The sequence below is a fragment of the Rhizobium brockwellii genome (assembly GCF_000769405.2).
Classification (GTDB): domain Bacteria; phylum Pseudomonadota; class Alphaproteobacteria; order Rhizobiales; family Rhizobiaceae; genus Rhizobium; species Rhizobium brockwellii.
In genome coordinates, this window is record NZ_CP053440.1 from 693056 (window position 1) to 713616 (window position 20561).

The 20561-nt window shown below is 59.5% G+C and carries 16 protein-coding genes; 11 read left to right on the forward strand and 5 right to left on the reverse strand.

Going from position 1 to position 20561, the window contains the following annotated elements:
* Positions 1 to 129: 129 nt before the first annotated feature.
* The gene (locus RLCC275e_RS26885) at positions 130 to 1029 is read left to right on the forward strand and encodes a helix-turn-helix transcriptional regulator (protein WP_033183446.1); all 900 of its coding nucleotides are present in this window, start codon (positions 130 to 132) and stop codon (positions 1027 to 1029) included.
* Positions 1030 to 1271: 242 nt separating this feature from the next.
* Entirely contained in the window at positions 1272 to 2357 is a 1086-nt protein-coding gene (locus RLCC275e_RS26890) for an RES family NAD+ phosphorylase (protein WP_165418939.1), read from the forward strand.
* A 236-nt stretch (positions 2358 to 2593) separates the two neighbouring features.
* Here the strand turns inward: RLCC275e_RS26890 and RLCC275e_RS26895 are convergent, their stop codons facing one another.
* Positions 2594 to 4363 carry a hypothetical protein gene (locus tag RLCC275e_RS26895; protein ID WP_130708019.1) on the reverse strand — a complete coding sequence of 590 codons (1770 nt, stop codon included), beginning with the start codon at positions 4361 to 4363 and terminating at the stop codon, positions 2594 to 2596.
* A 469-nt stretch (positions 4364 to 4832) separates the two neighbouring features.
* Here RLCC275e_RS26895 and RLCC275e_RS26900 point away from each other — a divergent pair, with 469 nt between their 5' ends.
* From RLCC275e_RS26900 to RLCC275e_RS34400, 3 genes are read left to right on the forward strand one after another with little or no spacing between them, the layout of a single operon-like run.
* The gene (locus RLCC275e_RS26900; protein WP_050516847.1) at positions 4833 to 6242 is read left to right on the forward strand and encodes a toll/interleukin-1 receptor domain-containing protein; all 1410 of its coding nucleotides are present in this window, start codon (positions 4833 to 4835) and stop codon (positions 6240 to 6242) included.
* Positions 6239 to 7165: an argonaute/piwi family protein gene (locus tag RLCC275e_RS34395; RefSeq protein WP_245495385.1), complete on the forward strand. Its 927-nt coding sequence runs from the start codon at positions 6239 to 6241 to the stop codon at positions 7163 to 7165. The genes RLCC275e_RS26900 and RLCC275e_RS34395 overlap by 4 nt, the downstream gene beginning before the upstream one ends.
* Positions 7138 to 7752: an argonaute/piwi family protein gene (locus RLCC275e_RS34400; RefSeq protein ID WP_245495384.1), complete on the forward strand. Its 615-nt coding sequence runs from the start codon at positions 7138 to 7140 to the stop codon at positions 7750 to 7752. Before RLCC275e_RS34395 ends, RLCC275e_RS34400 begins: the two co-directional genes overlap by 28 nt.
* A gap of 247 nt (positions 7753 to 7999) precedes the next feature.
* Here the strand turns inward: RLCC275e_RS34400 and RLCC275e_RS26910 are convergent, their stop codons facing one another.
* Positions 8000 to 9406 (reverse strand): adenylate/guanylate cyclase domain-containing protein, encoded by a 1407-nt coding sequence (locus RLCC275e_RS26910; protein ID WP_033183442.1) that lies wholly within the window; start codon positions 9404 to 9406, stop codon positions 8000 to 8002.
* A 241-nt stretch (positions 9407 to 9647) separates the two neighbouring features.
* On the reverse strand, positions 9648 to 10340 hold the full coding sequence (locus RLCC275e_RS26915; RefSeq protein WP_033183441.1) for a winged helix-turn-helix transcriptional regulator: 693 nt from the start codon (positions 10338 to 10340) through the stop codon (positions 9648 to 9650).
* A 165-nt stretch (positions 10341 to 10505) separates the two neighbouring features.
* Here RLCC275e_RS26915 and RLCC275e_RS26920 point away from each other — a divergent pair, with 165 nt between their 5' ends.
* The gene (locus tag RLCC275e_RS26920) at positions 10506 to 11663 is read left to right on the forward strand and encodes an acyl-CoA dehydrogenase family protein (protein ID WP_033183440.1); all 1158 of its coding nucleotides are present in this window, start codon (positions 10506 to 10508) and stop codon (positions 11661 to 11663) included.
* Between the two features lie 131 nt (positions 11664 to 11794).
* On the opposite strand, the gene RLCC275e_RS26925 is transcribed toward RLCC275e_RS26920, so the two are convergent.
* A complete protein-coding gene (locus RLCC275e_RS26925; RefSeq protein WP_130708018.1) occupies positions 11795 to 12904 on the reverse strand; it encodes a sulfite oxidase in 1110 nt (369 codons plus the stop codon).
* 748 nt (positions 12905 to 13652) lie between these two features.
* Here RLCC275e_RS26925 and RLCC275e_RS26930 point away from each other — a divergent pair.
* Positions 13653 to 14459 carry a class I SAM-dependent methyltransferase gene (locus RLCC275e_RS26930; protein ID WP_033183438.1) on the forward strand — a complete coding sequence of 269 codons (807 nt, stop codon included), beginning with the start codon at positions 13653 to 13655 and terminating at the stop codon, positions 14457 to 14459.
* Between the two features lie 101 nt (positions 14460 to 14560).
* Here the strand turns inward: RLCC275e_RS26930 and RLCC275e_RS26935 are convergent, their stop codons facing one another.
* A complete protein-coding gene (locus tag RLCC275e_RS26935) occupies positions 14561 to 15046 on the reverse strand; it encodes a MarR family winged helix-turn-helix transcriptional regulator (protein ID WP_033183437.1) in 486 nt (161 codons plus the stop codon).
* Between the two features lie 200 nt (positions 15047 to 15246).
* Between RLCC275e_RS26935 and RLCC275e_RS26940 the strand changes: the two genes are divergently transcribed.
* Genes RLCC275e_RS26940 through RLCC275e_RS26955 form a run of 4 tightly spaced genes read left to right on the forward strand, consistent with a single transcriptional unit; the run spans position 15247 to position 20324 of the window.
* The gene (locus RLCC275e_RS26940) at positions 15247 to 16833 is read left to right on the forward strand and encodes an AMP-binding protein (RefSeq protein WP_033183436.1); all 1587 of its coding nucleotides are present in this window, start codon (positions 15247 to 15249) and stop codon (positions 16831 to 16833) included.
* A 42-nt stretch (positions 16834 to 16875) separates the two neighbouring features.
* Positions 16876 to 17700 carry a p-hydroxycinnamoyl CoA hydratase/lyase gene (locus RLCC275e_RS26945; protein WP_033183435.1) on the forward strand — a complete coding sequence of 275 codons (825 nt, stop codon included), beginning with the start codon at positions 16876 to 16878 and terminating at the stop codon, positions 17698 to 17700.
* A gap of 56 nt (positions 17701 to 17756) precedes the next feature.
* On the forward strand, positions 17757 to 18863 hold the full coding sequence (locus RLCC275e_RS26950; RefSeq protein ID WP_033183434.1) for an NAD(P)-dependent alcohol dehydrogenase: 1107 nt from the start codon (positions 17757 to 17759) through the stop codon (positions 18861 to 18863).
* A 21-nt stretch (positions 18864 to 18884) separates the two neighbouring features.
* On the forward strand, positions 18885 to 20324 hold the full coding sequence (locus RLCC275e_RS26955) for a coniferyl aldehyde dehydrogenase (protein WP_033183433.1): 1440 nt from the start codon (positions 18885 to 18887) through the stop codon (positions 20322 to 20324).
* Positions 20325 to 20561 lie beyond the last annotated feature (237 nt).

The following is a 20561-nucleotide window of genomic DNA, read 5'->3' on the forward strand; positions in this document are numbered from 1 at the left end:
CCTCCTCCCAAAGGCTGGTGAAGAAGAGGTTACGCCGATCTGGTGCGGATGGAATGCGATTTATTGGGTTAATATTGTAATTATCCGGTGATATCAGCATTGTTTGACGTGGTGAGTGGAGGAGAAGCGTTGGCGACTGACGGGGGGATTCATCACTATGCCAGGGGCGAGTGGCACGGGCCGTCGCTGTCGCACCGGCGTATCCGTTTTCAAAAAGGGCTGTATGCCGATTTCCACCATTTCCTTCTGCTCGGGGAGGGGAGTGGGGAGCTTCATTTCGACAATGGCGAACATCGGCCGCTGCACGGACCGCTGCTTGCCTTCCTGCCGCCGCAGGCGCGATGCGACCTGTCGATATCAGCCGGAACCGCGGCTCATCTGGTCGGGGCCTCGCCGCAGATCATGGTCGATGCGATCGGCGACAAGGTAGAATCCTATTCGCTGCGCATCTTCACCGAACAGCGCAAGCTGGTCGAGGCATTGGATCCCTTGACGGTCACTGAAATCAGCCCGCTGATTTCCGGCTTCGTGCGGGAACTGGGCGATCCCTCCCGCTCCTCCTGGATGGTCGCATCCGCCTATATCAGGCTCATCCTGATGGCGCTTTGGCGCGGCTCCGATGGCGAAAGAGGCGAGCAGCGCGGGCAGGGCGAAGTGGGATCGATCCTGCAGAGATATCGGCAACTGGTCGAGGCCGGTTTCCGCCAGCACCGGCCGATCAGCGATTATGCCGCGGAACTCGGCGTCACGGCCGACCGGCTGCATTCCACCTGCCAAAGGGCGCTAGGCCGCTCGCCGATCCAGCTCCTGCACGAGCGCGTCGTGCAGGAGGCGAAGCTCAGATTGGAGCGATCGGCCCGCAATATCCAGGAAATCTCCGACAGCCTCGGCTTTCGCGACCCGACCTATTTCAGCCATTTCTTCAAGCGCAAGACCGGCCTTTCCCCCGCCGGCTACCGCGAAATCGCCCGCGCCTCGGCCGGCTCGGAAAACAGCATGCTGTCTTCGGGCTATGCGGATTGGCCTTAGGCTCGGGGCTCATTGGTCAACGCTAGAATTTGCCAATCTTGGATCGCAAATCGTGCTGGCCTGGTTTGTCCGCCCGCGTATTTGTCTCCAGGAGAATGATAGGCCTGTAGACATAAGCGGTGAGGATCGTAAGGTTTAGAGAACACTGCCGTCAGACACGATAACTTTCAGGTATTGAAATGCACGGGCAGGACGCAGTCGCATGCCACCTCTGTTTCCGGGGCCGGACACTTCGGGCATGGATGAGAGACGAGTCTACCGATCGCGGCACATGCCCGTGGTGCGGGCGGCGCGGGTATCTGGTCCCTCTGGAGAAGCTTGCGCCGCCCTTTCGGGAGGTTGCCGATATTTATGTTGAGGCCACTGGTCCTGACGCCTTTGAGATCGGCGAACTTTTAAGCATGTTGTTCGACGAGGACTGGGAAGTATTTTCGGACGAAATTCAATCCTTGGATCGAGCCCAAGAGCTACTGACATCGATTCTGCAGGCCGATTTGTCGGGGAAGTCGCGTTTGGATTACCCCGATTTCGGCGGGCTGTTTTGCCGCCAGCCTTCGTCATTGCAGGATGCGTGGGATGAGCGCGCCTATTCGGCGCTGCAAGGAGAATTATCGAAGGGCCTTGTCGAAGGCCCCGACGATACCCGGATTGCGGACGAGCCGCCGGGTTCGCTTGCGATTGCGTTCGAAGATATCTCGATAATCCTTGAGCCGGGGCAGGCACTCTATCGCGCTAGAATTCACGAGGACCGGCTTCGGACCAGCCGATTTACAGCTGCGGAGGTTGGCGCGCCGCCGGCAGAAAAGGTGAAGGCCGCACGGGCCAATCAGGCGAATCGACCGGTCCTCTATTTGGCGCACAATAAATCCACCGCCCTTGCGGAGGTGCGGCCGTGGAAGGGGGCCGCGGTAGCGCTTGCTACTGTGGTTACGAACCGGCGATTGATCCTTGTTGACCTCGTACAGCGCCAGTTGGTCAAGAGTCCGTTCTTTGTCGAACTCCTAAAATGGAGATCAGAACTGGCCGGCCTGCTGTACCGTCTCGGACAAGATATGTCCCGGCCCGTTATGCCGCACGAGCAGGATGTGCTCTACAAGCCGACACAGCTCCTGGCTTTGATGATCCAGCAGGCCGGATATGACGGATGCATCTATCCAAGCGCGATGGGATCGGGAAAGAATTTTGTGCTTTTCGACACGAACGCTGCAGACATAGTGAACGTCGAATATGTCAGGGTTAGCCGAGCCGCGTTATATTCGAGCCCTTTATCAGAGTATGACAGCGTGTACGACGAAGGCCCTTACGACTACGCGCTTCCCGGAGATTGAAGTTTCCGAAGCTCTCGATCGTTGACAGCAGTTCAGTTCGAACCTCGGCAGACCGCTTCTTCTCGAACGAAGCGGAACTTATTTTTTTGAGAGCCCTGCCGATGCGGACGTTTGATTCGAGACGCCAATTGACACCGTAGCAACCCAACGTCAGCTTTCAGTTGTTAAGCCACTTTGGCGGCACGTCCGACATGAGGGCGCGTTCCGGACAAGAACAGCTGCCCAGCGTTCTCTCCTCAGCATGTAGCTGCCAATGTATCCGCTACTGTCGCCAGTTCGCGGGCTAGATCATCATATATGCGGTCCAATGAAGTGCCGAAGCCTCCGACATAATCTCCGGGTTCGATGCCAAATCGGGACAAGCGGTTTTCCAGTTCTCGCGCGGGGTCGCTGCTAGTATGTGAGCCAACGATTCTTAGGTCATATAGGGCAAAGAGGTTTTCTAAGGGGCGAGCGGGGTCAGTACCGTTCGATTTGAGTTCCCGCCTCACCTGTTCCGCATCTTGGGACAGTGACAGCCCCGCCGCCCGTGCCACTTGCGCCAATGAGACTACCTCGTTCAGCAGCTTCAGGCCTCTCAGCGCCTTGTAATCTTTTTCGGGCACTCTCAGTCGGCTGAGAACCATTCGGAATGCTGCCTCGCCGAGGCTTTCCGTAAGCAAATTGTTCAGTGCGATGCAGCGCAGAAGAAATTCGCTCTGGTCCATATCGAGTGAGACGTGCCTGGTTATCGGCTCCACGGACGATGGAGAGCACCAGCCATAATAATCGAGTTGGGCACGATCGAGCTTGACGAACTTTGTGGAACTGCAATCGGCAGCACCAAGCGAACCTGCCAAAGCACCCAACGACGTGCCGATCGATGACCAAGACAGCACAAGTTCTTTCGCCCGCATACCGATATTGCGATCACTGCGCGCCGCTGGGGAAAGAATGGCTGGGGTCGGGTTCACTACATGGGCATGCCAACTTCTGATGGCAGTTGGTGGTGCGCCTTCGTATAGTTTCTTTAGTTCCAATCTGATGGTGTTGCGTCCCACTCGGTCGCAGAAGCCTACGCTCCACTGGTTGCCGAAGCTCACGCTGCCTGTCTCAGGATTGATGCTGAATCCGTTCTTTCCCTCATATGGCGCCAAGACCCGATCATCGACGTAGATGTAGTCGGCGATGCCAAGGCGCGTCGCCTCTCGGGAATTTATCGCGGCGGCATATCCAGGCCAGACCAGCCCAGTCGTTTCTAACGGATCCGCTGTGATTGGGAGGTCATTAGGCCCCGCTATGAAACGCGCTCCCCACACCTGGGCTGTAATGGATTGCGCTCCTCTCTCCACGGAGTGAATGAGATTGACCGTGCGATCATCGAACTCAAAGTCAACGTTTTCGCGGCCTCCAAGCTGATCTAAACTTTCTTGGTCGGGCTCTCCTGTGACGATGGCATAAAACACCTCGAACAAAGCCATGCCCCGGAGCGTCAGGTAATCTTGGAGGTGATCGCGTGAGATCCTGGCCGACGATGATGTCCTTTTTGGGAAGTCCCACACCGATGGCGGGTCCACCTCGACGACGTCAAATGCGGGCGCCTGTGGATCGTCAAAGGCAATCTTGCCTTTGCTAAGAGTTCGCGGCACCAGCCCGTAGGTCATAAGGAAACGTGGATCTGGGACCAGAACTGTCTGATCGTTAGAGCGCCAAGACAGTATTAGAGGCTCATATCGCTTTGCCGGCAAATTGTGCGCGCGAACCCAGAATGAAGGATCATAGGTGGGCGCTGCACCACCCCATGGCCTCGGTCCGCTCGCAGATACTTCGTGCTCCAGTCCGCGCGGTAAGGACAGTACTGCAGATAGATCAGCGGCGGGCACCAAGGCAGTGAAGCTTCGGAATTCTCCTGGATGGTAACGCTCGTTCTCAATAGTGAACAATCTTGCGACTGGCACTTTGGCCTCAGCCCAGAGGTCTTCTTTTGGAATGAACTGAAGGAGTTTTGGCCACCAATCGGACTTCATGAGTTTTTGCTCGACTATTTGGAGTGTGTTTCAGACGTTACGTTCTTTCGTGCGCTGGACATTCATCGTATTCTGATTCGCGCGTATAGCGTGTCCGTAACCAATCGCCGTTTCTACCGTAAAGTTTGGGGACTGCGCGAAAATGGTGCGTCAGGAACTACTCAGCTCAGGCGCGGACCCAAAAAATGGGATCGCATTGGTGGAAGCACGATTTCCGCATGCATAAGATTGGTCGAGCATCGGACGGGAGAGATTTGGAAATGGGTCCTAATGGCATCAGGACAGTGCTGGGGCTCCCGGCCATAATCTCGAATGCTCACAGGATGGGTGTTACAACTGTCTCCAAGTTGGTCATCTGTTACAGTGATCGCGAGTTGGCAATTCAGCTTCCAGAACAGACTTACAAAGCACAGGACGACGAACCGTCCGTCAAGGAGGTGCTGCATTCGCTGACCAGGAAGGAAAGCCGATGAGTGATCCTGTTCGCGAGGTGGTGTTCATCTCCCATGCGACTCCAGAGGACAATGACTTCGTCAAGTGGCTGGGCGCCCGGCTGATAGGGCTGGGCTACGACGTTTGGGCCGACGTCTTTGAGCTGAAGGGCGGCACTCCATTTTGGAAGAACATTGAAGAGGCGATCCGTCAGAGAGCTCTGAAGGTGATCTATGTCGCTTCGACCGCCAGTGTGAATCCTAACCGGAAGGGCGTCCGTGACGAATTGGCAGCCGCCGATGGCATGGGCAAGAAATTGAAGGATACGGAATTCATTATCCCCGTCCGTATCGACAAGGTCGACTTCAACGACTTTCCGATCCCAGTCCTGCAGCTGAACGCTCTCGACTTTTCCTCTGGTTGGGGCGGTATGTTGCCCAAGCTGCTCGAAACCTTGGAGAAGGCATCCGTCCCTACTAATTCCGCGCATGTCGATGAGCGCATGGCGTTCTGGATGGAGCGAACCAGCCGGGATATACCGAAGGTCGAGGTTGGCTCCGAGCTGCTTCTGACCAACCTGTTGTCCATACAGGAATTCCCGAAACAGATTAGCTTCTACGAATTCAACGGACCTAACACCGAGATCAAGGCCGCGATGGACTGCACCGGTATCCCGTACGTCCGGTTCGCAAGACTGATCATCTCATTCGCCGATATCACCGAGTTGCAATTGAAGATGCCGCCTCAGTTCACTCTGTCGCTGGACAAGCGGATCAACCTCAAGGATTTCCTGCAGGGCCCTCAGCGCGGCGAGACGGGCCCGGAGTGGCGTGAGGCCCGCAATATCCTCAGCAATCTCGTTCGCCGTCATGTCGAGCGATTCCTTGCCGACAAAGGGCTGAAGGTCTTCGAACGCTCGTCCGGCAGTGCCTTCTATTTCCCTCTGGACCTCGTCGAAGGTGGCAAGGTCTCGTATACCAAACCCGATGGCGGACAGGCCAGGAAGGCTATCACAGGCAGGAGCGAGAAGTACAAAGTGCATTGGCATCTGGCGATGATGGTCAACATCGACATTGGGCCGCCGGCTTTCATCAGATTCAAGCCGTACATTTGCTTCTCCGAGAACGGAACGCTCATCACCGATCCCAAGCGCACCAGCGCAATTCGTCGTCGTTTCTGCAAAACCTGGTGGAATAGGCAGTGGCGCCAGTTGCAGCAGGCATTCATCACCTTCCTCAGCAATGGTGACGATGAGATCGTCATAGCTCTCGATGGACCTGAACAGCTCGAGGTCAGTGGGAAACTTTGGCAGGTGGAAGGCGTCAGGCGATTGGTCAATGACATCGAGTTCCACGATCTGCCCGAAGACCCCGAGGAACCTTTAGACGATCCCGACGACGACCATGATATTGATTCCATTGACGTCGATGAGGAGGACGCAGCATGAAGCAATGGCGCGTCGTTCACATTGAGGAGCCCGAGCTCGTCTTCGCACACGGCCAGACCGCTGCGCATCCGAAGGACGGTCTTTTCCTCTATGGGCCGCCATCGGTGAATCTTAATCCGAAGCGGATGGAAGTCGGCGTCATCGCGACCGAGGAAGGCCTTCGGCTCTATCAGTTTTGGGTCAAGAGCATCAATGGCACTATCGCCTCGCCTGATAAAGGCAAGGAGGCCAATAAATACATGTGGCCCGGCTTTGAGGCAGCCTTCAATGCTTCCTGGCCGGAGCAACCATATGGGTATTGCAGGGTCGATGCCGACGAGATCGCAACGGCGATCAGGACGGGCATGCCTCATGAGCGCATATTCAAGACTGTCGACATCTATGAGAAAGCACTGCGAAAGCACCTTCGGGAAGAGGAGGCGTCGCCCAGGGTGTGGTTCGCCATCGTGCCAGAGGATGTCTACAAGTATGGCCGACCGCAATCGGTCGTGCCGAAGGATGAACGGATTGTCTCGCCCATCGGCATTAAGAAGGCTGCTGCCCTGCGTCTCATTAAGCAGCCGACGATGTTCGAGGAGTTCAACGATGAGGCGAAGCCATTCGAATACGAAGCCAACTTCCACAACCAGCTCAAGGCCCGCCTCCTGGACACTAAGCAGGTCATTCAAGTGGTTCGGGAGACCACTCTGGAAATTTTGCGCGATCCGGATGTCCGCCGACGCTCGCTGCAGGATCCTGCCTCGGTGGCCTGGAACCTCGGCTCGACCTCATTTTACAAGTCTAGTGGCACGCCATGGCGCTTGGCGAATGTGCGGGAAGGCGTCTGCTACGTCGGCCTGGTGTTCAAAAAGCTCGAGGCGAGCAGGGGCAAGGTAATGCCTGCTGCGGCGCTCAGATGTTCCTTAACACCGGTGAGGGGATAGTCTTCAAGGGCGCTGTCGGCCCCTGGTATTCCGAGAGCAACAAAAGTTTTAAACTAGACCGCGACCAGGCCGCCAACCTGATGAGCATGATCGTCGAAGGCTACAAGGATATGCATGGTCGCTATCCCAAGGAACTCTTCATTCACGGTAAGATCGAATTTGGCGATGATGAATGGGAAGGCTTCACCAGCACGGTTCCGACTGAGACCAACTTGGTTGGTGTGCAGATAAAGCGCCAGCAGGAGATCAAGCTGTTTAGGTTCGGCCAGAATCCTGTTCTTCGGGGCACTGCGATCCTCGTCGACGACAACAGCGCCTACCTGTGGACCGCCGGCTACACGCCACGGCTTGAGACCTATCCTGGGCGTGAGGTGCCTAATCCGTTGACGGTTAAGATCCGTCGCGGCAGTGCCAAAATAGAGATAGTGCTCGAGGACCTGATGGCCTTGACCAAACTCAACTACAACAGCGCCGGGTTCTCCGATGGGCTGCCGGTGACATTGCGGTTCGCGGACTTGGTGGGAGAAATCCTCACAGCAGGCCCCGACGGCGGACGTTCATGGTTGCCGTTCAGACATTATATTTGAGGTACATCGCTGCACGACAAGACCCCGCGCGCTCGAAGCCGTCGCATGTGTACAGAAGCGATGTCGACCAACGTGTGCTTGTTCCGCCCTGTAGCGGCAGTTGATGGGCAGTTAGGTGAATGGGCGGTTTTTGGGGTTGGAGACTAAAGCGGGCGAAAAGCAGCCTTATCCTTCGACAACGAAAAAAGTTCGCTTCGCCGAAGCGGAAACCGCTACAGTTGGCTCGACGCCGACGAGCAGACCAAGCTCACGACAGCGCAAAAATCCTTACCTCTCTCCCGATGCCCTGAAGCTCCGCCATTCGGGAGGCCGAGGTGATGCCGCTGTCGCGCAGGATCTCTGAAACCTGGGCATCGTCGACGATCGCCTCCGTCGTCATGATCACATTGGGATCGGCAAGGCCCTGGACGCGGGAGGCGATATTGACGGTTTGGCCGAAGTAGTCCTGCCGGTCGTTCAGGTTGACGGCGAGGCATGGTCCCTCATGGATCCCGATCTTCAGGAGAAGGTCGTCGCTGCCGTGTTCGGCATTTAACCGAAGCATCGCCTCCCGCATCTTGAGTGCCGCCGCCACCGCGCGGTCCGGGCTCGGGAAGGTCGCCATCACCGCATCGCCGATGGTCTTGACGACTGCTCCGGCCTCTGTGGCGACGATCTCGTGAAGAACCCGGAAATGCGCGCGCACCAGATCGAAAGCGGCAAGATCTCCGACGCGCTCGTAAAGCGCGGTCGAGCCCCTCAAGTCGGTGAAGAGGAAAGTCAGGCTGGTGATCTTGAGGCGCTGGTCGACGTCGAGTGTGTCGGTCCGATAGATGTCCCGGAAACTCTGGTTCGTCAGCAGACGCTTGGCTGTCAGGAAAGGCCGCCTGCGGCCCAGCAAGTCGTGCAGCTCTTCTCCCGCGATGCAGACATTCGGCACCACTCTGCGATCTGTGTGGTTCTCAAGCGTCAGCCGCAGTGAGCCGGGGCGCAGGGTCAGCGTTTCGTTCAGCGCATGCGTCCGGCTGATGATCATCGAGAGGGTTTGACGTTCGTCGGTGGGCTCACCCTGCACGTCGATGAACTGCGCCGAGTGTGTCACCGGATCGAAGATGATGACGAATTGCGCCGGCAGCTGCAGCGAGACGAAAGCCTTCTCGCCCGGAGCCAACTCGATCATCTCCAGCTGGATGCGCGAAAACCTCGCTTCGAGATCGTCAGGCAGGTCGACGCCGGAGCTGAAGAAGATCTGGCGGTAGTACTCGAGCGGCGGCAACCGATCGGGATCGTGACCGGCAATCCTGCGCACGCGCGGGCTGACCGTAAACGTGACCTCGACCATCTCGTCGAGGGTCGGCTCGTATCCGGCCGCGCAGAGCGCGCAATGATACGTCTCGTGGACGACGGTTTTGAGGGTTGCGCCGCTGTCGAGGACGCCGCCGCATCCTGGGCAAAGGACATTCCAGGTCATCTCGAATGCGCCTATGCGGGCTGCGTGCAGAAACGCGGCGATGGTTTTCTCTTGGTCGAGATCATGCTTATCGGCGAAAGCGAGTGCATTGATGCGATTGAGCTCACGATCCGAGCCATGCGTGACGACGTTTTCGATGCACTCAACCGTCTGCGCGTCAGCCGCCTGTCGCAGGGAGGCAAAAAGGACGTCCACTTCGCTCATCAGACAAGTCTCCGTGTGCAGAACCCACGGCGGACGACGCCAGGGCCGGGATCATAACACGGGAACGTCCCAATAGAAATCTATAGGCTTGGACGCTGCCTGCTGCCCAAGCGACTTGGACTGTTCATTTGTAGAGCGCCGCAGCCGACGATTCCTGACAGGCGTGCGTGCCGATTTTCCGGCTGGGTGACGGGGCTTCGTTGCTGGGCTGTATCCGTCAGAACCACTCGCCTTCGATGGTTCAAGCCCTCATCCGGGGCGTTTTGGCAAACACACTAAGACCGAGCCATTCCTGCATGTCGCGCGCGAGGACCCTGTCCCCTTCAAGTTTCAGCGTTTCTGCATCGGTTTCCTGACGTATGGTCGTGAGGCCCATCCAAATTGCGGTCATCGAACGGAGCGGCCCTTCAACGAGAAGGTCTACATCATAGCCCGGATCGAAGTTGCAGAGATCGACTTTTCCGTTTTCGACCACAAGCCACCAGCTCTTTTGCGCGGCCGAAAGTTCCGGGTACAGAAACTGTATCGTACAACGGCGGGTCGGAAGTCTTCTTGTATCGAGGCTCCGCCGCATGTCCCACATGAGCAGTGAAGGGTCGAGATTCTTCAAGGAAAGTCGCGATTCCATCCACCGTTGAGCCCAATTTCCGAGACCCATGATCAGAGGTCTCAATTCTTCGCCCGATGCCGTGAGTTGGTAATGGGTCGTGCCGTTCGCACTCCTTGTCACCGTGATGACGCCCGTTTGTTCCAGTTCTTTCAGTCGTTTTGATAGGAGTGCCGGAGACATTTTTGGTAGACCGCGACGCAACTCATTAAAGTGCGTCGATCCGCAAAGGAGTTCGCGGACGACCAAGGTCGTCCACCGCGAGCAGAGGATTTCCGACGCCATTGATACGGGACAGAATTGCCCGTAGCCGTCACGCTCTCCCATAGGGACCTCCACCGGTCTGGATCAGGCACAATATTGCAAAACAACCGGTCCGCCAAACGCTCCTTGCCTGGCCATACGGCGGCGGCGTTCAGTACAGTTCGTGTACTAGCCGCAATTGTGAAACGAGCGCAGAGTCTCAATCCTCACGAGATAGGAGGCATTGATATGCTCGGGCCTGCAGAACCAAAACAGAACCTTGCCGGCGGTCGGACCATTGTCGAACTAACCAATTCGGTCCTGCCCACCATCGCGCAACGCGCCGCATCGATCGACGAGAGCGACACCTTCGTCGCCGAGAATTACGCGCTTCTAAAGGAATCTGGACTCGTGCGGGCAGGCGTTCCAATCGAATTGGGCGGGATGGGCGCGGAAGTGCCCGAACTTTCTGAGATGCTCAAATCCATTGCTCGTGCATGTGGGTCCACTGCGCTTGCCTTTTCCATGCATACCCATCAAGTCGCCATCCCCGCCTGGCGCTGGCGGCATCAAAAGGTGGCCGCGGTGGAGCCGCTCCTGAGACGTGTTGCATCGGAGCAAATCATATTGCTCTCGAGCGGCGGATCGGACTGGATCGGCGGATCGGGCAAGGCCCTGAAAGTTGATGGCGGATACCGGATCACCGCGCGTAAACGCTTCACTTCCGGCGCGGCGGCGGGAAACATCCTGATGACCGGTGCTGTGTATGAAGAACCGGATGGCGCGCGCTCCGTCATCCATTTCGGCGTTCCGATGGCATCGCCAGAGGTATCAATTGAGGATACGTGGCGAACACTTGGAATGAGGGGAACCGGGTCAAACGATGTCATCATCGAAAACCTCTTCGTGCCGGATGCCAGTGTCGCATTTTCCAGGAGCGCGGGGCAATGGCATCCGGTATTTCAAGTCATCGGCACGATCGCGTTTCCTCTGATCTACGCGGTCTATCTTGGCATCGCCGAGAGCGCCCGCGACATCGCAGTCAAGATGGTCCGTAGCAAGGCCAACAGCGACCATGTGATCGGGTTGGTCGGGCGCATGGAAACGTCTCTGAGGGCCGCACAGATCGCGCATCGCTGGATGTTAGAGGTCGTTGCTCGAAACGAACCGTCGGCGGAAACCGTCAACGAGGTTATGATCGGCCGTTCCTTGGTCGCACGGCACGCTATCGAGGTGACGGAGCTTGCAATGGAGGTCGCAGGCGGCGCGGCATTCTATCGAGAGAACGGGCTGGAGCGCTGCTTCCGTGACATACAGGGCGCTCGCTATCATCCGATGCAGCCCGGAGCCCAGGCGCAATACGCGGGTTCATTCGCGCTCGGACTTCCCACCGAGAAGATTTTCTAGCGCCGGGCATCTTTCCGCCAGGATCAAAGGCGATCGGCTCGGACGTACCTTGGGGTATGCCCATCGCCAATCACCTTTGCCCTGACGAAGACCTGCTCCGGCAGAATGCTTCAATCCAACCCGGAAAGGCTCTAGATCACGAATTCCTCCTCGTACGTCTGTGGCTCGGGAACGACCGTAACCTCCACCGGAACGATCCAATTGGCCGCGTAGCTCTCGCAGTCGGAACGCTGGAGGTCGGGCTGCACGCATCCCGCCTTATCGATCGCGCGACATCGCAGTGTATATCGCCCCACTTCTTCAGGGGTCCACATGTACTCCCACAAGCGCCATGCAAAGGGATGTTCTGTTTCGAGGAGCCTTGCCTCGCGCCAGCCCCTGCCATCTCCAGTGCAGACCTGCACCTGCCGGATACCAGCCTCTCCGCTCCAGGCGGCTCCGAAAATCCGGTACGGTTGGCCGGCGATGAGACGCGCCCCCTGTACGGGACGCGCGATCTGCGCTTTGACCTCCATCTCCGCAAGGGGGACCAGCCTGGGTTCCCCGAGGCTGCGCTCCCAACGGAAATAGTCGCGCGCCTGCCAGTAGCCAAGGAACGGTTGTTCCACAACCGTGATATCAGTGATCCACTTGACCCAAGCCATGCCGAACCAGCCACCCACGACCGCGCGTAGCGGGTAGCCGTGATCGCGCGTCAACGGCTCCTCGTTCATCGAATAGGCAAGGATCGTGCTGTCAGCGACGGCCTTCTCAAGCGGTAAACTGCGCGCAAAAGCGATGGGGCCGGGAGAAGCTGTTTTCTTGTTCGCGTCGACGACGCCGCTGTCGGCGCCTGCGAGCAGGACCTCACATGCGGTTCGCTTAACGCCCGCCATTTCCAAAATCTCGCGCAGAAGAACACCTGTCCACGCGGCATTGCCGACGGCTCCGTTCTGCCACTGCAACCCCTCCTTCGGCGGCTCATAGTAGACGCGCCCGTTCCCTGCGCACTCGACGACGGCGGTGAAAGTCGTGCTCCGCATCGCCTTGATGCTGTCGAGGTCAAGTTCGATCGGCCGCTCTACGGCCCCGCCAACGCGCAAGCGCCAGTCTCGCGCATCGAGGTCCGGCGACGGGAAATGGTTTCGCACGAAGAACAGCTCGGTTGGGATCAGCCAATCGGAGAGCGACGAAAACGGAAACTCGATATTCTGTGGGGATTTCTGTCGAACTATCAGGCTGGGTTGCTGTGGTGTCGGCATCCTCGTCTCCCCTTTCAAGAGCACAACGTCGGCTCTCGGTTGCGCGAATTCCGGTGCGATCACACCGCCCCTCGCAGTGCGTCCGTCGCATTCCGCCTTCGGGCCGCATCCTAGAGCAATTCCAGGAAAAGTGCGAAGCGGTTTTCCGTCCGGAATTGCGTAAAAACAAAAGGATAGAGCGGTTCTGCGCTTCCGTTAAAAGCTGAACCGCTCTAACACATACCGCACGTTCCTCGGATCGACCTCGAACGGCAGCAAACGGGCCAACGGCGGTCTTGACCGCTTTGCGCCCCCTAGCAGTCATTCAGCAACGGGATTCTCGCGCTAATAGCGGACGGTGTCCAGCGTTCCGCTGCTCCTGGCTGGCAATTGATCCTGTTGGCCACGGCCGGACTGAAGGATCGCAGTTAATGGGCGAAGCGGGCTCCCACAGTGCGACCTACGCGGATCACACTAAAGCGCATCGCGATCTTTAAGATTCGCTCCTTGCGCTTCAGCTCTTTGTTTTACGCATGTCGTTGCCGCAAAACCGCTGCACACTTTTGCGCGACATGCTTTAGTCAAACCAACCAAGCGGCACCTCGGAGCCCCGAGGGGAAGGCCAGTGTGATTTCAGGGGCTGCCGCTGTGTCATATTTTCTTGAGAAGCGTTAAAAAGGTTTCGCTGGATTGCCCGGCGTGACGGCGATACGCGCGACCCGAATGGCCGTGTTACGGTCCATTCTTGATCGAGAGAGGATGGCAAGCCATGGAAGCCGCAGAATTGCGATATAATTGGGCCGATCCCGACGTCTACGAGACATTCATAGGGCGCTGGAGCGAACATCTGGCGAGCCCATTTCTCACCCGTGCCAATATTGCTCCGGGCAGTCGCGTGCTCGATGTAGCATGTGGGACAGGTGTGTTGTCGAAAGCACTGGCCGAGGCGGGAGCGCATGTGATCGGTGTTGACGCATCGGAGGGATACCTGGAAGGAGCCCGCCGTCGACGATCCCACCCCAATATCGCATATGAACACGGCGATGTCCGGCACATGCGGTTCGACACCAACTTTTTCGATGCGGCCGTTTCCACGCTGGCCCTGGACGTTATCCCGGAAATTGAACAGGTCGTTGCCGAGATGATGCGCGTCACCCGTCCAGGCGGCGTGGTCGCGTCCGCCGTTACTCAGTTCTTGGGCGGCATGCCCGCCTTCGATCTCGTCATTAACACCGGCGCCGTGCTTGAGGCCGACTTCGCCAGGCTGAGATCCATGCGGGCGGGGCGCCAGCTCTTCTGGCCTAATGGTCAGGCGACGTTGTGGCGGAAGATCGGCCTCGTCGACGTGACGGAGGTTCCCGTTGTCGTGGATTGCGAGTATGCGTCCTTCGCGGATTATTGGGCTACGTTCACCGACGGCCCAGGCAGCATCACAAGCATATTGATGGCACTTTCGGACGACGCCCGCGGTTCGATCGAACAGCATGTTCGTGCCGGGTATCTGGTTGGCTTGCCCGATGGACCCCGGTCATTTCCCATGATGTTCCGTGTGGTGCGTGGCTTGGTCCCGGCCTGATTCTGGAGAGCATGCAATGGGCCCGCGAGGGCCCGGTGTGGGGCCATCCCCAGACCTTAACCCCGCAGGTCGATCATCAGCTGTCGTTCCTAGGCAGCGTTTCAGTTTCTCTTGTATATCCGCTTCAGCGCAGCTAGCAGCGCATCCAGTTCGTCGCGCGAAAACAGCTCGATGAAACGCTGCTCGTGCCTATCGATTAGCGCACGCGCCCGGGCGAGCATTGCGTGTCCCGCCTTCGTCAGATGAAGTTCCTGGCGACGGCGGTCGGCCGCGGAGGGGCGGCGCTCGATCAGGTCGCGGGCTGCCAGCCGGTTGACGAGGGCCATCATCGTCGCCCGGTCGGTGCCGAGCGTATTGGCAAGGTCGATCTGCGATGCGCCCGGATTGCCGGCGACAAGTTCCATCACCGCCAGTTGCTTCTGCGTCAGCGCCAGTTCCTCCATGGTTTCGGCGAAGTCGCGATAGATCGCGACATGCGCCATGCGCAGATGAAATCCCAGCAGGTCGCCAAGCCGGCCGACGTCGAGGCCCGGCGTCGCGGGCGCATCTTCGCCCTCGAAATCGTCCTGCGGTGATTTTGTCGCCATCGTTCGTTCTCGCCTCGTCCAGGCGCCATAACCATCAAAATCAGCAGGTTAGTCAATATCCGTAGGGCGGATTTCCCCGCGCCATTCGATCGATCGGATTTGCCTCAAACAGCCTCTTGCATCGCGGGAAAAAGATATTAGTATGTGTTGCATACAAATTTGATGCCTGTCGCGGGGAGCGGTAGGCATGGGAGGAGAAAATGGCGCATTCCTTTTCCGGGATGGCTTCGTCGGCGGATTGCGGACTGGTGACGGATGATCCGATCCTTTACCGCGCCCGCGTCGCACCGGACCGTCCAGCTCTGTTCGAGATCGCTACCGGCCGGCAGCTCACCTATGCCGAACTCGATGCGCGGATCGCCTGTTGCGCGGGCTTGCTGAGCGATGTGCTCGGAGTGCGCCGCGATGGGGCGCGTGTCGCCATGCTGGCGCGCAACTCGATGGATTCGATCGTGCTTGCCTTCGCCTGCCAGCGTGCCGGCGCCATCTACGTGCCGCTCAACTGGCGCCTCAACGCCGCCGAGCTTCGGCCGATCCTTGCCGATTGCGCGCCGGCTCTGCTCGTTCACGACGAGGAGTTCGCGGCAACCGTCGCCAGCCTTGCGAGCGCCGATCCTGAGATGGCGGTGATATCGACGGCCGACGGCCCGGCCGGCCTCGCCGCACGGATCGAGGCGAGCCTTCCGGCCGCTCCGGTGTCCGTCGATGCCGATGGACCCTGCGTCCTTCTCTACACCTCGGGCACGACGGGACAGCCGAAAGGCGTCGTCATCACCCGCCGTAACGCCTTCTTTGCCGCCATCAACTTTTCCGTCGTCGGAGAAATCGGGCCGAGATCCGTCGCCCTGTGCGACCTGCCGTTCTTCCACACGATCGGGCTGATCGCCGTCGCGCGCACCACATTGATGATGGGCGGCACGCTTGTCGTTTCCGACCGCTTCACGCCGGCGCGCACACTCGCAGCCCTTGCCGACCGTCAGCGTGCCATCACCCATTATTTCGCTGTGCCGCAGATCGCGCTCGCCTTGCGCAACGATCCCGCCTATAGCGCCGCGGCGCTCGCCGGCCTGCATGCGCTCTTCGTCGGCGGCGCGCCGCTGACGCAGGCGCTGATCGAAAGCTATCTCGATGACGGTGTTGCGCTGGTCAACGGTTACGGCATGAGCGAGGCCGGAACGGTGTTGCACGTGCCGATCGATCGGCGCGCCGTGCAGGACAATCCCGGCAGCGTCGGTCTTCCGGCACCCTTGCTAGACATTCGCATCGTCGGCGAGGACGGCCGCGAGGTTGGTGAAGGCGAGATCGGCGAACTCTGGCTGCGCGGGCCGGCGGTGACGCCGGGCTACTGGAACAAACCTCAGGAAACCGCTGCCGCCTTCACCGACAGCTGGTACCGCACCGGCGATCTCGGCCGACGCGAAGCGAACGGCTTCTATCGCATCGTCGATCGGCTGAAGGACATGTACATCAGCGGCGGCGAGAATGTTTATCCCGCCGAGGTCGAAGCCGCACTCGCAAGTCATCCCGATATCCTCGAGGCCGCGGTCGTCGGCATTCCCGATATCCGATGGGGCGAATGCGGCCTCGCTTATGTCGTGTTGCGGCCGGGCGCTGCGGCAACGGGCGATGAGATCGCCGGCCATTGCGCGGCAAGGCTCGCCGCCTTCAAGCGCCCGGCGCGCATCCTCCTCGTCGCGGCCATTCCCCGCACTGCCTCCGGCAAGGTGCAGAAACATGTCCTGCGCCAGTTCCCTTCCGATGAAACCCTTCAACGACAGGCCCTGTGAAGCGGCCCCCGGCATTCGCGCCGAAACCCATGGAGTAACCTCATGACCGATATGCAATCGCCGGTTCTGGTCGAATTCGATAACGGCATCGCTTTCGTGACCCTCAACCGTCCGGAAAAGCGCAATGCGATGAATCCGGCCCTGAATATCAGGATGCTCGAAGTGCTCGACGAGCTCGAGGGCGACCAGCGTTGCGGCGTCCTCGTCCTGCGCGGCGCCGGCGAATCCTGGTCCGCCGGCATGGATCTGAAGGAATATTTCCGCGACAATGACGACAAGCCGCGTGACGTCACGCTGAAGGCGCGGCGCCAGTCCGGCAACTGGTGGGGCCGGCTGATGTATTTCGAAAAGCCGACGATCGCCATGGTCAACGGCTGGTGCTTCGGCGGCGCCTTCACGCCGCTCGTTTCCTGCGATCTCGCCATCGCCGCCGAGGAGGCGAATTTCGGCCTTTCCGAGATCAATTGGGGCATTCTGCCGGGCGGCAATGTCACCCGCGCAGTCGCCGAAGTGATGCGCCATCGCGACGCTCTCTATTACATCATGACCGGCGAACTGTTCGGCGGACGCAAGGCCGCGGAAATGGGTCTCGTCAACGAGGCCGTGCCGCTGGCGGAGCTGGAAACCCGGGTCCGCAAGATCTGCGCCAGCCTGCTCGAAAAGAACCCGGTGACGCTGAAGGCTGCCAAGGACACCTACAAGCGGGTGCGCAACCTGCCATGGGATCTGGCCGACGATTACATCTACGCCAAGCTGGAACAGATGCTGTTTCTCGACAAGACCAAGGGACGCGAGGAGGGGCTGAAGCAGTTCCTCGACGACAAGACCTATCAGCCGGGGCTCGGCGCCTATAAGCGCGACCGCTGAGCACGGCTCCGGTTCGCCGGGCCGTTCACGAGCCGATCATCGGGAGGAGGAAAGCAATGAAAATCCATGCCGCGGTGGCGCGTACGCCCCATACGCCGTTTTCGCTGGAAAGGCTCGATCTGGAGGAGCCGCGCGAGGGTGAAATCCTGGTTCGCGTCGTGGCAACAGGGGTTTGCCACACCGATATCGTCATGCGCGACCAGCACCTGCCGGTGCCGCAGCCGGTCGTGCTCGGCCATGAAGGCGCCGGCATCGTCGAGCGTGTCGGGCCGGGCGTTGCCAAGGTCAAACCCGGCGATCACGTGGTCATGACCTTCAATTCCTGCGGTCATTGCCCGAGCTGCAACGATCATGAGGAGACCTATTGCCACGAATTCTTCCCGCGCAACTTCTTCGGTGCGCGCGCCGATGGTTCGAGCGGGCTCTCATGCGAGGGAGAGCGGGTTCACGGCAATATTTTCGGCCAATCCTCCTTTGCCAGTCACGCGCTGTGCCATGAGCGCAATATCGTGAAAGTGCCTGAGGATGCGGATCTGGCGCTGCTCGGGCCGCTCGCCTGCGGCATCCAGACCGGCGCCGGCGCGGTCATGAACGCGCTGAAGGTCGAGCCGGGAAAGGTGCTCGCGGTTTTCGGCATGGGCTCCGTCGGTCTTGCTGCCGTGATGGCGGCGCGGATCGTCGGAGCGTCACGGATCATCGCCGTCGACGTCAACGAGACGCGGCTGGCGCTTGCGGCGGAACTCGGCGCGACTGATATCGTCAACGGCAAGGCGGGTGACGCGGTCGCCGCGATCATGGCGCTGACCGGCGCCGGCGTCGATTATTCGATCGATGCCTCCGGCGTGCCTGCCGTCATCGACCAGTGCGTGCGGGTGCTGGCGCCGCGCGGCACCTGCGGCATCGTCGGGGCCTCGCCCCATGGCGCGACGCTGACGCTCGACCTCACCCATATCCTGTCCGGCGGGCGCCGGGTCCGCGGCATCGTCGAGGGCGATTCCAATGCCGACGTGCTGATCCCGCTGTTGATCGACCTGCATCGGCAGGGCCGCTTCCCCTTCGACAGGCTCATCACCTTCTATGATTTCGCCGACATCAACCAGGCGGTGGAGGATTCGGAAAAGGGCATCGTGCTGAAACCGGTCGTGCGTCAGCCGGCCGTCTGACACCGTTCAAGGGAGGAAACAATGAACGCCATCACCGCAATCGCCACCGATACCAGCTTCGATGTCATGAAGGCGCTGCTTGACAGGCAAAGGGCGTCTTTCCTGAGGGACGGGCCGCCGGGCATCGACGCCCGCATCGATCGCATCGACCGCGTCATCGCCCTTCTTGTCGATCATAAGGATGCGATTGCCGCTGCCCTGTCGGAGGATTTCGGCAGCCGTAGCGTCGAGGCGAGCCTGCTGCTCGATGTCTTTACCTGCGTCGGTTCGCTCAAATATGCCAAGGCCCATCTGGCCGAATGGCTGAAGCCCGAGCAGCACGAGGCATTGTTCCCGGACGCTGTGGCCAAAGTGGTCTATCAGCCGAAGGGGGTTGTCGGAATCCTCAGCCCGTGGAATTTCCCCTATCAGCTCGCCCTGGCGCCGCTTGCCGGCATTCTTGCCGCCGGCAACCGCACCATGATCAAGCCGTCTGAGGTAACGCCGGCTTCGGCCGCCTTGATGGCGGACCTCATTGCCGGCGCCTTCGACGAAACGGAAATATCAGTCGTTCAGGGCGGACCGGCGACGGGCACGGCCTTTACATCGCTTTCCTTCGACCATCTGATCTTCACCGGCGGAACGGCGATCGCCCATCATGTCATGCGCGCGGCGGCGGAAAACCTGACGCCGCTGACGCTTGAGCTCGGCGGCAAGTCGCCCGTTATCGTCGGCCGCTCGGCCGACCTCGCAGACGCGGCACGCCGCGTCATGACCGTCAAGACGCTGAACGCCGGCCAGATCTGCCTGGCGCCGGACCATGTCTATGTGCCCGAGGAAAGCGTCAAGGCCTTTGCGGAACACGCGGTCGCGGCGGTCGGCGCGATGTATCCGGCGCTGAAGGAAAATCCTGATTACACCTCGATCGTCAATGCCCGCCATCACGCCCGCATCCAGGGCCTGATCGACGATGCCAGGGCCAAGGGCGCGAGGGTCGTCGAGATCAACCCGGCGGCAGAGAATTTCTCCCAGCAATCGGCTCGCCGCATGCCTCCGACCTTAATACTCGATCCGACGGAAGAGATGCGCGTGCTGCAGGAAGAAATCTTCGGACCGGTGTTGCCGGTCCTTCCCTATCGCGATATCGCCGACGTCATCGATCGTATCAATGCCAGGCCGCGCCCGCTCGCTCTCTATTATTTCAGCCAGGATCAGCAGGAGGAGGCCCGCGTTCTCGACAATACGACCTCCGGCGGGGTGACGGTCAACGACTGCATGAGCCACGTCACGGCGGAAGGCCTGCCCTTCGGCGGCGTCGGCCACTCGGGCATGGGTGCCTATCACGGCAAGTTCGGCTTCCTCGCCTTCTCGCATCCGCGCGCCGTCTATCACCAGAGCAGGATGGTGGAAGCGGAATACATGATGCGGCCGCCCTATGGCGATGCGATGCGCGGCTTCTTGGCGGCGGCGATCTGCAAGTAACGAATGAGCCGGCGAGCGGGATGGTGACTGAGGGCGCGTTGCGAAAAGTAGCGGGGCGATCTCCGTCTTAGCTTTACGACCGTTTTCACTTGGCAATAAATAGTCCGATTGGGCAACCGTATCCAGATAGCGCAACTATTGCGCTATCTGGATACGGGTCCTGAGGCACAGGATGCGGTTGTTAAGCATGCCTTACCGCATCGAGTGCTAGTCGTTGAACCGCAGGGCGTTGCGGAC

Bases quoted from the DNA above. Each gene is read 5' to 3' on its own strand.
- RLCC275e_RS34395 (WP_245495385.1), top strand. From the start codon at position 6,239: ATGAAGCAATGGCGCGTCGTTCACATTGAGGAGCCCGAGCTCGTCTTC.
- RLCC275e_RS26895 (WP_130708019.1), bottom strand. From the start codon at position 4,363: ATGAAGTCCGATTGGTGGCCAAAACTCCTTCAGTTCATTCCAAAAGAA.
- RLCC275e_RS26925 (WP_130708018.1), bottom strand. From the start codon at position 12,904: ATGCCGACACCACAGCAACCCAGCCTGATAGTTCGACAGAAATCCCCA.
- RLCC275e_RS26890 (WP_165418939.1), top strand. From the start codon at position 1,272: ATGAGAGACGAGTCTACCGATCGCGGCACATGCCCGTGGTGCGGGCGG.
- RLCC275e_RS26920 (WP_033183440.1), top strand. From the start codon at position 10,506: ATGCTCGGGCCTGCAGAACCAAAACAGAACCTTGCCGGCGGTCGGACC.
- RLCC275e_RS26935 (WP_033183437.1), bottom strand. From the start codon at position 15,046: ATGGCGACAAAATCACCGCAGGACGATTTCGAGGGCGAAGATGCGCCC.
- RLCC275e_RS26900 (WP_050516847.1), top strand. From the start codon at position 4,833: ATGAGTGATCCTGTTCGCGAGGTGGTGTTCATCTCCCATGCGACTCCA.
- RLCC275e_RS26930 (WP_033183438.1), top strand. From the start codon at position 13,653: ATGGAAGCCGCAGAATTGCGATATAATTGGGCCGATCCCGACGTCTAC.
- RLCC275e_RS26940 (WP_033183436.1), top strand. From the start codon at position 15,247: ATGGCGCATTCCTTTTCCGGGATGGCTTCGTCGGCGGATTGCGGACTG.
- RLCC275e_RS26955 (WP_033183433.1), top strand. From the start codon at position 18,885: ATGAACGCCATCACCGCAATCGCCACCGATACCAGCTTCGATGTCATG.
- RLCC275e_RS26945 (WP_033183435.1), top strand. From the start codon at position 16,876: ATGACCGATATGCAATCGCCGGTTCTGGTCGAATTCGATAACGGCATC.
- RLCC275e_RS34400 (WP_245495384.1), top strand. From the start codon at position 7,138: ATGTTCCTTAACACCGGTGAGGGGATAGTCTTCAAGGGCGCTGTCGGC.
- RLCC275e_RS26915 (WP_033183441.1), bottom strand. From the start codon at position 10,340: ATGGGAGAGCGTGACGGCTACGGGCAATTCTGTCCCGTATCAATGGCG.
- RLCC275e_RS26910 (WP_033183442.1), bottom strand. From the start codon at position 9,406: ATGAGCGAAGTGGACGTCCTTTTTGCCTCCCTGCGACAGGCGGCTGAC.
- RLCC275e_RS26950 (WP_033183434.1), top strand. From the start codon at position 17,757: ATGAAAATCCATGCCGCGGTGGCGCGTACGCCCCATACGCCGTTTTCG.